Origin of the sequence: Burkholderia sp. Tr-20355 (genome assembly GCF_017104685.1) — a bacterium.
Classification (GTDB): domain Bacteria; phylum Pseudomonadota; class Gammaproteobacteria; order Burkholderiales; family Burkholderiaceae; genus Burkholderia; species Burkholderia seminalis.
The window spans coordinates 35652-49467 of record NZ_JAAGPK010000048.1 but is presented as its reverse complement, the minus strand read 5'-3'; the positions used below and the strand labels follow the sequence as shown (position 1 = coordinate 49467).

Annotated in this window: 12 protein-coding genes; 7 read left to right on the top strand and 5 right to left on the bottom strand. The window is 69.1% G+C overall.

Annotated features, from left to right (window positions below):
• The 3 genes from G3N62_RS15480 to G3N62_RS15470 all read right to left on the bottom strand — a co-directional run.
• Positions 1 to 734: MFS transporter (locus G3N62_RS15480; RefSeq protein WP_206141251.1), on the bottom strand; the 734-nt coding region annotated here is incomplete at its 3' end.
• Between the two features lie 86 nt (positions 735 to 820).
• Entirely contained in the window at positions 821 to 2167 is a 1347-nt protein-coding gene (locus G3N62_RS15475; RefSeq protein ID WP_124669357.1) for an MFS transporter, read from the bottom strand.
• 179 nt (positions 2168 to 2346) lie between these two features.
• Positions 2347 to 3306, bottom strand: coding sequence for an MBL fold metallo-hydrolase (locus tag G3N62_RS15470; protein ID WP_006482658.1), 960 nt, complete (start codon positions 3304 to 3306; stop codon positions 2347 to 2349).
• Between the two features lie 176 nt (positions 3307 to 3482).
• Here G3N62_RS15470 and G3N62_RS15465 point away from each other — a divergent pair, with 176 nt between their 5' ends.
• Together G3N62_RS15465 and G3N62_RS15460 are read left to right on the top strand one after the other, a co-directional pair.
• A complete protein-coding gene (locus tag G3N62_RS15465; protein ID WP_124669358.1) occupies positions 3483 to 5141 on the top strand; it encodes an IclR family transcriptional regulator C-terminal domain-containing protein in 1659 nt (552 codons plus the stop codon).
• Positions 5142 to 5373: 232 nt separating this feature from the next.
• On the top strand, positions 5374 to 5517 hold the full coding sequence (locus G3N62_RS15460; RefSeq protein WP_167361898.1) for a hypothetical protein: 144 nt from the start codon (positions 5374 to 5376) through the stop codon (positions 5515 to 5517).
• Between the two features lie 324 nt (positions 5518 to 5841).
• Here G3N62_RS15460 and G3N62_RS15455 read toward each other — a convergent pair whose 3' ends face one another.
• Complete coding sequence (locus tag G3N62_RS15455) at positions 5842 to 6324, bottom strand: Lrp/AsnC family transcriptional regulator (RefSeq protein ID WP_034191471.1); 483 nt, start codon at positions 6322 to 6324, stop codon at positions 5842 to 5844.
• Between the two features lie 285 nt (positions 6325 to 6609).
• On the opposite strand from G3N62_RS15455, the gene G3N62_RS15450 reads away from it, so the two are divergent.
• The 4 genes from G3N62_RS15450 to G3N62_RS15435 all read left to right on the top strand — a co-directional run bounded on the left by G3N62_RS15450 (position 6610) and on the right by G3N62_RS15435 (position 11200).
• Positions 6610 to 7266 (top strand): LysE family translocator, encoded by a 657-nt coding sequence (locus G3N62_RS15450; RefSeq protein WP_034191472.1) that lies wholly within the window; start codon positions 6610 to 6612, stop codon positions 7264 to 7266.
• Positions 7267 to 7387: 121 nt separating this feature from the next.
• Positions 7388 to 8563, top strand: coding sequence for a voltage-gated potassium channel protein (kch, locus tag G3N62_RS15445; RefSeq protein WP_049031150.1), 1176 nt, complete (start codon positions 7388 to 7390; stop codon positions 8561 to 8563).
• Between the two features lie 61 nt (positions 8564 to 8624).
• Positions 8625 to 9056 (top strand): YqaA family protein, encoded by a 432-nt coding sequence (locus G3N62_RS15440; protein WP_034191474.1) that lies wholly within the window; start codon positions 8625 to 8627, stop codon positions 9054 to 9056.
• 161 nt (positions 9057 to 9217) lie between these two features.
• The gene (locus G3N62_RS15435; RefSeq protein ID WP_059556488.1) at positions 9218 to 11200 is read left to right on the top strand and encodes a methyl-accepting chemotaxis protein; all 1983 of its coding nucleotides are present in this window, start codon (positions 9218 to 9220) and stop codon (positions 11198 to 11200) included.
• Between the two features lie 37 nt (positions 11201 to 11237).
• On the opposite strand, the gene G3N62_RS15430 is transcribed toward G3N62_RS15435, so the two are convergent.
• Entirely contained in the window at positions 11238 to 12890 is a 1653-nt protein-coding gene (locus G3N62_RS15430) for an acyl-CoA synthetase (protein ID WP_049030310.1), read from the bottom strand.
• A 168-nt stretch (positions 12891 to 13058) separates the two neighbouring features.
• Here G3N62_RS15430 and G3N62_RS15425 point away from each other — a divergent pair, with 168 nt between their 5' ends.
• A complete protein-coding gene (locus G3N62_RS15425; RefSeq protein ID WP_059556486.1) occupies positions 13059 to 13802 on the top strand; it encodes a Crp/Fnr family transcriptional regulator in 744 nt (247 codons plus the stop codon).
• The last annotated feature ends 14 nt before the right edge of the window (positions 13803 to 13816 follow it).

Below are 13816 nucleotides of genomic sequence, written 5' to 3'. Positions count from 1 at the left end.
CGGGCGCGGTCGGCGGCGAGGTCCGCCGCGAGCCGCTCGCGCTCGGCGTCGGACAGCCAGCGCGCGTGCTCCGGCCGGTCGCACAGCCAGAACCACGCGACCACGCCGAGCAGGATCGCGGGCGCGCCTTCGATCGCGAACATCCATTGCCAGCCGTGCAGCCCCATCACGCCGGACATCCCGCGCATGAGCCAGCCCGACAGCAGCCCGCCGACCATCCCGGCCACCGCGACGCCCGCGTAGAAGATCGACAGCACCGACGCGCGCCGCCGCGCCGGGTACCAGTACGTCAGGTAGAACACCACGCCCGGAAAGAACCCGGCCTCGAACAGCCCGAGCAGGAAGCGCAGCACGTAGAAGTGCCTGGCGCTGTCGACGGTGATCATCGCGACCGACACCGCGCCCCACAGGCACATGATCCGCGCGAACGTGCGGCGCGCGCCGAAGCGGCGCAGCAGCGCGTTGCTCGGCACCTCGAACAGCACGTAGCCGACGAAGAACAGCACCGCGCCGAGGCTGTACATCGCGTCGGTCAGGCCGAGATCCTGCCGCATCTGCAACTGCGCGAAGCCGATGTTGCTGCGATCGAGGATCGACACGATGTAGCAGATGAACAGGAACGGCACGATCCGCAGGCCGATACGGCGGTACAGCGCATCGTCGTCGGCCGCATCCGTCGAACCGGCGGCGGACGCGGCGGCCGGTGCGGCGTGCGCGTGAAGAGGGGCTGACATCGATCGTCTCCTCGATGGATTCGGGTGCGGGCGAAGAGGAAGCGCCGGCCGCCGCCGCCCGCGGGCCGCGACCGGTCGTCACGTGCTCAGCCGCGTGGCGCGCTTTCGCCCTTCACGCCGAGCATCAGCGCGGCGCCGCTGGCCACCAGCAGCGCGGCGAGCAGGTACACGGCGAGATCCATGCTGCCGGTGCGCGTGCGGATCATCCCGATCACCCACGGGCTGACGATGCCGCTCGTGATCCCGAGGCTGCTGATCAGCGCGATCCCGGCCGCGGCCGCGTTGCCCGACAGGTAGCGGGTCGGTACGGCCCAGAAGATCGGCAGCGCGGCGAAGATCAGCGTCGCCGCGATCGACAGGCACGCGAGCATCGCGGCGAAGCTGTGCAGGTGCAGCGTCAGCGCCGCGAGCGCGAGCCCGCCGCCGATCGTGCAGCACGCGAAGTGCTTGCGGCGCTCGCCGGTGCGGTCCGAGCGGCGCGCGATCAGCACCAGCCCGACCGCGCCGACCGCGTTCGGCACGACCGTGTAGAGGCTCACCGCGACGACATCGGTCACGCCGAAGTCGCGGATCATCAGCGGCATCCAGAAGTTGAGCGTCAGCGACGCGCAAGTCAGCGAAAAATAGATGAACGCGAACAGGTACACGCGCGGGTTCGCGAGCGCGGCCATCACGCTGCGCCCGTCGTGCGCGCTGCCGTGCCCGCGGCCTTCGGCGCACAGCGCGGCGACGCGCGCCTTGTCGTCGGCCGTGAGCCATGCGGCGTCCTGCGGCCGGTCGACCAGGAACGTGAACGCGGCGAACGCGAGCAGGATCGCCGGCGCGCCTTCGATCGCGAACATCCATTGCCAGCCGTGCAGCCCGAGCACGCCGCTCATGTCGCGCATGATCCAGCCCGACAGCAGGCCGCCGAGCACGCCGGCCACCGCGACGCCCGCGAAGAACACCGAGATCGCCGCCGCGCGCCGGTTCGCCGGGAACCAGTAGGTCAGGTACAGCACGATGCCGGGGAAGAAGCCGGCTTCGAACACGCCGAGCAGGAAGCGCAGCACGTAGAAGTGCGACGGCTGCGACACGAACATCATCCCGGTCGACGCGAGACCCCACAGCAGCATGATCCGCATGAACGTGCGGCGCGCGCCGAAGCGCGCGAGCAGCATGTTGCTCGGCACTTCGCAGAATACGTAGCCGACGTAGAACACCGCGGCGCCGAGGCCGTACATCGCATCGCTGAAGCCGAGATCGTGCTTCATCTGCAACTGCGCGAAGCCGATGTTGATGCGGTCGAGAAACGACACGACGTAGCAGAGGAACAGGAACGGGACGATCCGCCACGCGATCTTGCGGAACAGTTGCGCGTCGCTGAATTCGGATACCGAAGCCGACGCACGCGCGTGCGCGAGCGTCGCTCCGGCGGGAAGCGATTGGGGCATGTCTCTCTCCAAACGGGCCGCGCGATTCGCGCGCGCGGCAGTCTCCGAGGGCGTGCGTGCGCCCTGCTTTCTTGTGAGGCCGGATCCGGCTGCCGGCACCGCGGCGCACTGCCGCCGCGGATGCCGCAACCGTCGGGGAAACGGCGATGCCTACGTCAGCGCTCGCCGTCGTGTGCCGCTCAGTCCTGCAGCGCGGCCCACATGTCCTTGTCGCGCTGCGCGGTCCAGATGCGCGGATGCGCGATGCCGCTCGCTTCGTCGAAGGCGCGCGACACGTCGAACGGCAGGCAGTGTTCGTAGATGAACACGTGGCCGAACTTCGGGTCCATCGCTTCGCGCGTGAGCGCCATCGCCGCCTTCAGGTCGAGATTGCGCTCGACGGCCTTGCGGCCCTGCGCGAGCAGCGTCGTGACGAAATCCTTCGTGTAGTCGAGGCCCTTGTTCACCTCCGCCGGGTTCAGCAGCGCGGGGCCGCGGCCCGGCACGAGCTTCTCGGCGCCGAGCGCGCGCAGCGCCTCGAGCGTGGCCGGCCACTGTTCGAGCTGCGCATCGCCGCAGTAGCACGCGGCGTCGTACTCGACGAGGTCGCCCGAGAACAGCACCTTCTGCGACGGCAGCCAGACGATCGTGTCGCCCTTCGTGTGGCCCGAGCCGACGTGCATGATCTTCACCTCGAGCTTGCCGAGGAACAGCGTGATCTCGCGCTCGAACACGAGCGTCGGCCAGGTCAGGCCCGGCACCGTCTCGACGCCGGCGAACAGGCGCGGGAAGCGTTCGATCTCCGACTTCATGTCGGCCTCGCCGCGCTCGACGATCATCTCGTACGTGCCGCGGCTCGCGATCACGTGCTGCGCGCCTTCGTCGAAATACGCGGACGCGCCGAGCACGCGCACCGCGTGGTAATGCGACAGCACCACGTGCTTGATCGGCTTGTCGGTCACGCTGCGGATCTTCGCGATCAGGTCCTGCGCCATCGCGGGCGTCGCGGTCGTGTCGACGATCAGCACGCTGTCGTCGCCGATGATCACGCCCGAGTTCGGGTCGCCTTCGGCGGTGTACGCGTAGGCGTTCTCGGACAGCTTCGTCCAGGTGACTTTCTTCTCTTCCAGATCGGCTTGGGAGGCGAATGCTTTGGCCATGTTGCGTTCCGTGGCTGCGAGCCATGTGTTGAGGGGAGTGAGCGGATCATCTTCCCGCATCGAATATTTGTCAATGACAAAGTCGCTTGCTATTGTCTAATACGGGTAAACCTGCGGGCTGGCGCGATAAATGGCGTCGGATACCATGCGGGGTTTCGTCAAGGAAGAATCATCGCGTGCAGAACCACGAAGTCAGCGCGGACGATGCGCCGCCCAAGGCGCAGCGCGGCATCCAGAGTGTCGAGGTCGGCGGCCGGCTGCTCGACGCGCTCGCACGCCGGCGCAAGCCGCTCGGGCTGTCGGAACTGGCCGCGGCGGCCGACCTGTCGACCGCGCAGGCGCATACCTATCTCGTCAGCCTGACGCGGCTCGCGCTCGTGAAGCGCGACGCGATCACCGGCAACTACGAGCCGGGCCCGCTGTCGCTGCGGCTCGGGCTGATGTCGATCGAGCGTCAACCGGCCTACCGCGCGACGCTGCCGCACGCGGTGCGACTCGCCGAAGCCGTGGGCCTGAGCGTCGCGCTGTCGGTGCCGGGCGCGCTCGGCCCGACGATCGTGCGCATCGAGCACGGTGGTTATCCGTTGCATGTGAACCTGCACGTCGGCTCGGTGATGTCGCTCGACACGACGGCGACCGGCCGCGTGTTCCGCGCATTCGGCGAACCCGCGCAGCTCGACGCGATGGCGGCGAGCCAGGCCGGCGCGGGCGAGACGCTCGCGGGCGCCGAGGGCGTGCAGCCGGTGCCGGACGCGGACGTGCAGCAGGCCGAACGCGAGGCGATCCGCGCACGCGGCATCGAGCGCGGCATCGACCGGCCGAGCCCCGGCGTCAGCGCGATGTGCGTGCCCGTCCTCGACGCGCACGGGCGTCTGCAGCTTGCGTTGACGGTGATCGGTTCGAGCGGGTCGATCGATGTCGACTGGCACGGCCCGATTGCGACGGCCTTGCGCGAAGCAGCGCGGCAGGCCACCGCGTCGCTCGGCGCGGAAAGGGCGAACCAGGCCGAACCGCTGGCCGCGCCGGCAGCGGGCCCGGCTCGCGTGCCACCGGCACTGGCCGACGACGCGAAGGCGCAACGCGGAATCAACGCGCTCGACAGCACCGGCGACCTGCTGCTCGCGCTGGTGTCGGCGGGCCGCGCGCTGCCGTTGCGCGATCTCGCGGCGGCAGCCGGCATGCCGGCCGCGAAGGCGTTCCCCCATCTCGTCAGCCTGCAGAAGATCGGCCTGCTGAGCCGCGACGACGCCGGCTGCTTCGACGGCGGCCCGCTCGCGCAGGCGCTCGGCCTGATCGCGATGCAGCGCGTGTCGCCGACGCGCGACGCGGAAGCCGAGATCGTCGCGCTGGCCGCCGCGACCGACATGAGCGTCGCCGGCGCGACGCTGGGCCCGCTCGGCCCGACCGTGATCCGTCTCGAGGAATCGGCACGGCCGCAGCACGTGAGCCTGCAGGTCGGCACCGTGATGTCGCTCGTCAATACGGCGATCGGCCGGATCTTCGCGTCCGGCATGTCCGAGGACGTGCTGGCCGACCTGCTCGCCAACGAGCCCGTGCGCCTCGCGGGCAGCCGCACCGCGCCGGACGACGCCGCATTCCGTGCGCGGCTCGCGGCGATTCGCGCGGACGAACTCGATTTCGCATTCGACGCGCCGGTGCCGGGCATCGGCACGGTCGCCGCGCCCGTGTTCGATCACACCGGCAGCATCCGGCTCGTGATCGCGATCATCGGCTCGTCGCGCGGCTTCCCGCGCGGGCCGGACAGCGACCTCGCACAGGCGCTGCTCGCCGCGACGCGGCGACTGTCCTGGCGGTTCGGGTGGATCGGCCGGTAATCGCGCCCCGTTTCCCCTACGCTCGCCTTCCCTTGTCCCGCTTCCCGCGAAGCCTGGCCGGGACGGCCTCGGCACGCCTGTCCGCGACGCAAACGCAGTCAGACATGCATGTTGCGCGGCAGCAACATAAAGTGTCAGGAATTCTCATATAACGAAATCGCATTTCACAAGGCGGTGATGCTCCGCTATGATTAGGGTTATCCCTAACTCGCCACCTATACGGGGCTTCGTCATGCAAACGTCCAACGTCTCCAACCGTTCCACCCAATCCACCGGCTGGCTCGCACGTGTGAGCGAGCTGCTTGCAGAAGCGTGGGCGCTCCACCTCGAGAACTGCGAAATCATCGCGCAAGCACACGCGCGCCTGCCGCGCTGAGCAGGCCGACCGGCCGCCAGCGGCCGCTGCGTCGGGCATCGGAACATGGCGGTGCCGGCGTGGAAACAGGCCGGGCTCGTCCCGGCCGGCCGCGCTCACCGCGCCGCGAGCGTTTGAAGGTCATCTCGAGGCCGCTTCAAGGCCGATAGCCGGCGCACGATTGCGCCGGACCGCCGCCGCCGGAAGATTCATCCGTTTTCCGCGCTCGCCTGCCGACTCTGCCGGCAAGCGTTGCGTGTCGGCCCTTTGGCGGTTTTCTCCGCGCCCCGCCCGCAGCCGCACGCGCCGTCGTTTCAACGACGGCCGCCCTCCGTCCGCACCCCGTCACACCTGGATCGAAGGCACGTCCTTCATGCAGCGCAGCGCGAACATCGAGCGGCTGTGGCGGATGCTCGAAATCCGGTACAGCTTTTCGCGCAGGAAGCGCTCGTAGCCGGCCGTGCCGTCCACCGCGACCTTGATCCAGTAGTCGTACTCGCCGGACACCAGATACGCCTCGAGCACTTCCGGCAGCGCCGCCAGCTCCGAACCGAAACGCGCGAGCGCGTCGTCCTCGTGGCGATCGAGCGTGACTTCGAGGATCACGATGTCCGCGTAGCCGAGCATGCGCTGGTTGACCAGCGCGACGTACCCGTCGATGTAGCCGTCGAGTTCGAGTTGCCGCGTGCGGTTCCAGCAGGCGGTGGTCGACATGCCGATCTGTTCGGCGAGTTCGGCGTTCGACAGGCGCGCGTTTTTCTGCAATGCGCCCAGGATCTTGCGGTCCTGGTTGTCGAGCGTTCTCGGCGTGCGTTCGCGGGTAGCCATGATGAAAAGAATCTTCTACTTAAAATCAGCATTCTAGCTGAACAGGATTCCGGTTTCAGGCCCGTTTAGCCGGAAAACAGGAAGCCTTTTAACCGGGCCGCTTGATACATTTTCACCATGCCTGCTGCCCGGCACGCTCCCCGCGACCACCCCTTCGCAGCGGGACGCACGGCCGCAATCACGAGTTGCGGTGCCGGGCCGCAGGCATGCGATTCCCCGCCGCCCGCACGCCTATCCGACCGCGTGCGGAGCCGGTGCCCGCGGCCCTGTTCCTGCACTCCCGTCATGTCGTTCAAGCTTTATCTGTCGTTCCTCGCTGCTTCCGTCGTCCTGATCTACGCCCCCGGTCCCGTCAACCTGCTCACGATGAACCAGGCGCTGCGCGCCGGCTGGCGCCGCGCGCTGCCGTGCGTGTGGGGCGGCACGCTCGCGGTGCTGCTGCAACTCGCGCTGACCGCGCTGTGCCTGAATTCGCTGGTGCATGTCAGCGCGCATGCCTTGACCGCGCTGCGCTGGGCCGGCGCCGCGTATCTCGTGTGGCTCGGCGCCAGGCAATGGCTCAGCCGGGCGCCGGCCAACGCATCCGCTCCGTCCACCGATGCCGCGGCCGGAGCCGCAATCGCCCGGCAGGACATCGACACCGACCGGGCGCTGTTCTGGCGCGGCGTCGCGACCTCCGGCCTGAATCCGAAAACGCTGCTGTTCTTTCCGTCGTTCTTTCCGCAGTTCATCAGCCCGAATGCCGACTGGAGCCTGAACCTTCAATTCCTGCTGCTCGCGACGACGTTCGCGTTGCTGTTCGCGGGCGGCGTCGCGTCGATGGCGCTGTTCTCGCACCGGCTGAGCCGCGCGCTGCAGCGGCCGGCGCGGATGCGCGCGATGAACCGCGTGACGGGCGGGCTGCTCGTCGGAATGGGCGCGATCATGGTCGGGTGGAACTGAACGGCCCGGTCTGCCGGCTTCGTCGCGGCCGCCGTCGAGCCCCGCGAAAAAGCAACCGCTCGCCGAATGCTTTAGGGTAGCGGCTGGTTCGTTGGACATGCCCGGGCCGCCGGGCGACTGAATGAAGCACGTCACTACCCGCCTGCGGCGCCTGTTCGCGCCGATCGGCCTGCACTGGTATCTCGCCCTCCTTCTCGCGCTCGATGCGTTGATGGTGCTGCGCCCCGTCGTCGAGCATGCGCGGCTCGGCCTGCATCACGCGTGGCTCGCCGATGCGCTGAACCTCGTCGACACCGCGGGGCTCGTCGTGCTGCCGCAAGTCGTCGTCGCGGCCGGCCTCGCGACGATGGCCATCGGCATCGTGCTGCGCGCCCGCGTCGCGTGGGTGCTGTCGATCGTGCTGCTGGTCGCGGCCGCCGCGATCAGCATGCTCGGCGGCTATCGCAGCCACGCGGTGTTCGTCTACACGGCCGTGCTGGTCGTCGCGCTGCTCTATTACTGGCGGCACTTCGACCGCGCGAGCATCGCCGCGAGCAGCCTGTTCGCGTTGCTGAGCATCGTGTCGTTGCTGATCTACGCGACCTTCGGCGTGCTGTACCTCGGCGACGAATTCACGCCGCCCGTCCACGATCTCGCCACCGCCGTCTATTTCTCGATCGTGTCGATGTCGACGGTCGGCTACGGCGACATCGTCCCGCACGCGCCGACCGCGCGGCTGTTCACCGCCTCGGTGATCGTGCTCGGCATCACCGTGTTCGCGACATCGATCAGCGCGGTCGTCGGCCCCGTGATCGGCGGCAATCTGAAACGGATCGTCAAGGGAGGCCTGTCGAACGTGATCCGCAAGCATCATTTCCTGATCGTCGGCGCGACGCCGGTTGCGCACGCGGTACACGACGGGCTGCGCAAGCGCGGCTACGCGGTGACCGTCGTCGTGCCGGCCGGCGTCGAGCACAACTACGCGGCCTCGACCGACCTGATCGTCGGCGACGCGGCCGATCATGCGGTGCTGGAAAGCGCCGGCGCGGCGACCGCGCGTGCCGTGCTCGCGCTGCGCTCCGACGACGCCGAGAACGCGTTCGTCATCCTCGCGATCCGCGAGATCGCGCCGACGGTGCGAACGGTCGCGCTCGTGAACCAGCAGCGCAACCTCGAACGGCTGCGCCTGCTGAAACCCGACATGGTGTTCTCGCCGCAGCAACTCGCGGGCGAACTGCTCGCCAGCACGCTCAACGACGAACCGGTCGACAAGTCGTTGATCTCGCACCTGCTGTTCGGCACGGCCGGCGCCACCTAGCATCGTGCGCCCGTGATCGCCTGATCCGGGCCGGCCGGCATTCGGCCGGTACAATCGCGCGATGTCCGAATTGCTCACTTACGGCGGCCTGTTCGCCGTGTCGATGGTCGCCGCGACCCTGTTCCCGCTCCAGTCCGAAGCCGTGCTCGCGGGCCTGCTGCTCGCCGGGCGCGAACCCGTGTGGGCGCTGGTGCTCGTCGCGAGCATCGGCAACGTCGCCGGCTCGGTGATCAACTGGGCGCTCGGGCGCGGCATCGAGCACTTCCGCGACCGCCGCTGGTTTCCGGTCAAGCCGTCCGCGCTCGCGCGCGCCGAGCGCTGGTACGGGCGCTACGGCCGCTGGTCGCTGCTGCTCAGCTGGGCGCCGGTCATCGGCGATCCGCTGACGATGATCGCCGGCGTGCTGCGCGAGCCGCTGCCGACCTTTCTCGTCATCGTGACGATCGCGAAAGTCGGCCGCTACCTGGCCGTCGCGTGGCTCGTGACGCACTGACCCGCTGACCGGCCGACGCGCGCCACCGACCTCCGGCAACGCCCGTTCGCGGCGCCGCCGGCTTCGTCCCGCTAAAGATTTCGCCGAATCTGCCGTTTTCCTTACGGACTGCGGTGACGCGTGCGTTCCGCCCCTCTCACTCTCCCCACTCAGGATGTTTCATGAGATCGACCCAATTGGGCCGGGTGAGCGTCGGCGCGCGTCTGGCCGCGCTGGCGTGCGTGCTCGTCGCCCTGCTGTTTACCGTGTTCGCGTGGACGCTCGCTCATTTCGCCGGCCAGCAGCTCGCTGAAGAAGCCCATCTGCGGATCGCCGACAAGGAGCAGTCGATCCGCGCGATGGTCGACCTGTTCGACAAGGCCCTGACCGCCGAAGCGAACCGCTCGATGACGCTGTTCGCGAGCTTCCTGCCGGCCGATTTCTCGCTCGACGCGGCCCGCACGGTCGACATCGGCGGCGTCGCCGCGCCGACCCTCCTCGCGGGCGGCCAGCCGCTCGACCTCGACTACGCGATTCCCGACCAGTTCCTGAAGAAAAGCGGCGCGATCGCGACGATCTTCGCGCGCGACGGCGACGATTTCGTGCGCATCACGACGTCGCTGAAGAAGCAGGACGGCGCGCGCGCCGTCGGCACCCGGCTCGACCGCGCCGGGCCCGCGTATGCGCCGCTGGTCGCCGGGCGCAGCTATACCGGCCTCGCGAGGCTGTTCGGCCGGCCGTACATCACGCAGTACAAGCCGGTGACCGACGCGAGCGGCCGCGTGATCGGCGCGCTGTTCGTCGGCCTCGACATCGGCAACGAACTCAAGCTCGTCGAAGACGGCATCCGCTCGCTGAAGATCGGCGACAACGGCTACTACTTCGTGCTCGATGCGTCGCAGGGCCCGTCGCGCGGCACCTTCGTCGTGCATCCCGATGCGGCCGGCCAACCCGCCGACGACACGCGTGCGCCGTATGCGCGGATGCTCGCGGCCGGCCAGGGGCGGCTCGCGTACACGTCGACCGACCCGGCCGCGCACGACAGCGGCCCGACCGCGAAATTCGTATCGTTCACGACGATTCCGCAGTGGCAGTGGCTCGTCGGCGGCATCGCGCTCGACGACGAACTGCTCGCCGCCATGCGCGCCACCCGCAACCGCTTCCTGATGATCGGCGCGGTGCTCGTCGCGGCGTTCGCGACGCTGTTCGTGATCGTCGTGCGGCGTGTCGTGAGCCGGCCGCTGGAAGCCGCCGCCCGCGCCTCCGAGCGCTACGCGGCGGGCGATCTCAGCGTGCGCATCCGCGACGGCGCGCACGCGCGCGGCAGCGCCGGCAACGACGAGATCGGCCGGCTCGTGCAGGCGGTCGACGGCATCGGCGACGGCCTCGCGCGGATCGTCGCGCAGGTACGCAACAGCTCGGCCGACATCGCGCACGGCACGGTCGGCATCGCGGCCGGCAGCGGCGACATCGCCGCGCGGATCGCGACGCAGGCGAGCAGCGTCGAACAGACGGCCGCCAGCATGGAACAGATCACCGCCGCCGTGCAGCAGAGCGCCGAGCATGCGGCGCAAGCCAACATGCTGGTCGCGGACGCGTCGGCCGCCGCGACGAACGGCGACGCCGCGGTGCAGCGCGTGGCCGCGACGATGGACGACATCGGCCGCGCGACGCGCCGGATCGCCGAGATCACCGGTACGATCGAAGGCATCGCGTTCCAGACCAACATCCTCGCGCTGAACGCGGCCGTCGAGGCCGCCCGTGCGGGCGAGCACGGCAAGGGGTTCGCGGTGGTCGCGGCCGAGGTGCGCGCGCTTGCACAGCGCAGCGCGGCCGCCGTCAAGGAGATCGACGCGCTGAGCGCCGAATCGTCGACGACGGTCGAACAGGGTTACCGGATCGCGGACGCCGCGCGCGGCACGATGCGCGAGATCGTCGCGCGGGTCGACCAGGTCCGCACGCTGATCGGCGAGATCAGCGCCGCGTCGCGCGAGCAATCGACCGGCATCGAGCAGGTCAACCTCGCCGTCACGCAGATCGGCGACGCGACGCAGCAGAACGCGATGCTGATCTCGGACGCCGAGCGCGCGGCCGTCGCGCTGCGCGACCAGGCCGCGCAGCTGTCGGACGCGGTCAGCGTGTTCCGGCTCGAGCGCGACGCGTGACGGACGCCGGATGATCGGCCGGGGCCCGGCGCCGCGCCTACTTCTTGTCGCCCGCCAGGTCGATCGCCTTGTCCGAGCCGACCGCGTTGCGCAGCTGGAACTTCTGGATCTTGCCGGTCGACGTCTTCGGCAGCTCGCCGAAGCGCACGGCCTTCGGCACCTTGAAGCCCGCCAGCAGTTGCCGGCAATGCGCGACGATCTCCGCCTCGGTGGCGCTCGCGCCTTCGCGCAGCTCGACGAACGCGCACGGCACCTCGCCCCATTTCGGGTCGGGCATCGCAACGACCGCCGCGACGGCGACGGCCGGATGGCGGTACAGCGCGTCCTCGACCTCGATGCTCGAGATGTTCTCGCCGCCCGAGATGATGATGTCCTTCTTGCGATCCTTGATCCGGATATAACCGTCCGGCATCAGCACCGCGAGATCGCCCGTATGGAACCAGCCGCCGTGGAACGCCTCGTCGGTCGCCTTCGGGTTCTTCAGGTAGCCCTTCATGCAGATGTTGCCGCGGAACATGATCTCGCCGAGCGTCTCGCCGTCGGCCGGCACCGGCGTCATCGTGTCGGGATCGAGCACCGTCGCGCCCGCCTCGAGGTGGTAGCGCACGCCCTGGCGCGCATTGAGCCGGGCGCGGTCCTCGTCGGGCAGTTCGTCCCAGTGCGCCTGCTTCGCGCAGACGGTCGCCGGGCCGTAGACCTCGGTCAGCCCGTACACGTGCAGCAGGTCGAAGCCGATCTCCTTCATCTTCGCGATCACGGCCGGCGCGGGCGCCGCACCCGCGACCATCGCGTGCACCGTGTGGTCGATTCCGGCGCGGAATTCCGCCGGCGCGTTCGCGATCGCGCTCTGCACGATCGGCGCGCCGCAGTAATGCGTGACGCGCTCGCGGCGGATCAGGTCGAACACGGTCTTCGCGTCGAACCTGCGCAGGCACACGTTCACGCCCGCGCGCGCGGCGACCGCCCACGGGAAGCACCAGCCGTTGCAGTGGAACATCGGCAGCGTCCACAGATACACCGCGTGCTTCGGCATGTCCCATTCGAGGAGGTTGCTGACCGCCGCGAGATACGCGCCGCGGTGATGGTAGACGACGCCCTTCGGGTCGCCGGTCGTGCCGGACGTGTAGTTCAGCGCGATCGCGTCCCACTCGTCGGCGGGCGGCGTCCACGCGTAGTCGGCATCGCCGCCGGCCACGAACGCCTCGTAGTCGGTCGCGCCCGCGAACCGCTCGGGATCGGCCGGCATCGCGTCGGCCACGCTGACGATCTTCAGGCCCGGCACCTCGAGCGCCGCGCGATGCGCGAACTCCGCGTACTCGGTGTCGACGATCAGCACCTTCGCCTCGCCGTGACGAAGCATGAACAGCACCGACGGCACGTCGAGGCGCGTGTTGATCGTGTTGAGCACCGCGCCGGCCATCGGCACGCCGAAGTGCGCCTCGACCATCGCCGGGATGTTCGGCAGCATCGCCGCGACCGTGTCGCCGCGCTCGACGCCGGCCCGCGCAAGCGCGCTCGCGAGTTGCTTCGCACGCGTGTAGGTCTCGCCCCACGTGCGCCGCACGTCGCCGTGCACGATCGCCACGCGCTCGCCGTAGACTTCGGCCGTCCGGACCAGGAAGTCGATCGGGGTGAGCGGCACGTAATTGGCGTCGCGGCGGCCGAGTCCGGCCTCGAACATCTGCGTCATGATCCTGTCTCCCGTATTCTGCCGACCGGCGTGCATGCACCCCGGATCGTTTTGATGTGGTTCAATTGCCGACAGCCTAACGGGCGTTATTGTGAGCCGTCTGTCATCGAAACGACAGAGTGCCTTTCGAGCGCTGCGCGTTATCCCTATCCTCGCAAACCCGCACCCATGCACGATCACCCCGTAGCGCCGCCCGACGCGGCCGACCCGCTTCCCGAACCGGGCCCGCTGCCCGCCCTGGCGACGCTGTTCGGCCAGTGCGCGTGGTTCCGCACGCTCGCGCCCGAGCACCAGGCGCTCGTGCTCGCGCAGTCGCACGTCGAGCAATGCGAGGCCGGCGACGTGATCGCGCGCCGGCTCGCGCCGTCCGAATACTGGATCGGCGTGCACCAGGGGCTGCTGAAGCTCGCGATCTTCAACGTGTCGGGGCGCGGCTGCACGTTTTCCGGCGTGCCGTCGGGCGGCTGGTTCGGCGAAGGCAGCGTGATCAAGCGCGAGCTGCGCAAGTACGAGGTCGTCGCGATCCAGCGCTCGACCGTGCTGTTCGTACCGGTCGACACCTTCCACGCGCTGCTCGATACCAGCCTGCCGTTCACGCGCTTCGTGATTCATCAGCTGAACAACCGGATGGGCGAATTCATCGCGTCGATCCAGAACAGCCGGCTGCTCGACGTCGACGCGCGCGTCGCGCAGGCGCTCGCGCAGCTGTTCAACCCCGACCTGTATCCGGACACCGGCCCGTCGCTGTCGATCTCGCAGGAGGAACTGGGGATGCTCGTCGGCGTGTCGCGGCAACGGATCAACCAGGCGCTGCAGCAGCTCGAGAAGCTCGGCGCGTTGCGGCTCGCGTACAACCAGATCGAGGTCGTCGATCTGCGCGCGCTCGCGCGCTTCGGGATGGAGCAGCTGTGAACGCGGCACGATCG

Excerpts from the sequence above, each read along its gene's own strand:
- G3N62_RS15475 (WP_124669357.1), bottom strand. The coding sequence starts at position 2,167 with ATGCCCCAATCGCTTCCCGCCGGAGCGACGCTCGCGCACGCGCGTGCG.
- G3N62_RS15470 (WP_006482658.1), bottom strand. The coding sequence starts at position 3,306 with ATGGCCAAAGCATTCGCCTCCCAAGCCGATCTGGAAGAGAAGAAAGTC.
- G3N62_RS15460 (WP_167361898.1), top strand. The coding sequence starts at position 5,374 with ATGCAAACGTCCAACGTCTCCAACCGTTCCACCCAATCCACCGGCTGG.
- G3N62_RS15455 (WP_034191471.1), bottom strand. The coding sequence starts at position 6,324 with ATGGCTACCCGCGAACGCACGCCGAGAACGCTCGACAACCAGGACCGC.
- G3N62_RS15450 (WP_034191472.1), top strand. The coding sequence starts at position 6,610 with ATGTCGTTCAAGCTTTATCTGTCGTTCCTCGCTGCTTCCGTCGTCCTG.
- kch (WP_049031150.1), top strand. The coding sequence starts at position 7,388 with ATGAAGCACGTCACTACCCGCCTGCGGCGCCTGTTCGCGCCGATCGGC.
- G3N62_RS15440 (WP_034191474.1), top strand. The coding sequence starts at position 8,625 with ATGTCCGAATTGCTCACTTACGGCGGCCTGTTCGCCGTGTCGATGGTC.
- G3N62_RS15435 (WP_059556488.1), top strand. The coding sequence starts at position 9,218 with ATGAGATCGACCCAATTGGGCCGGGTGAGCGTCGGCGCGCGTCTGGCC.
- G3N62_RS15430 (WP_049030310.1), bottom strand. The coding sequence starts at position 12,890 with ATGACGCAGATGTTCGAGGCCGGACTCGGCCGCCGCGACGCCAATTAC.
- G3N62_RS15425 (WP_059556486.1), top strand. The coding sequence starts at position 13,059 with ATGCACGATCACCCCGTAGCGCCGCCCGACGCGGCCGACCCGCTTCCC.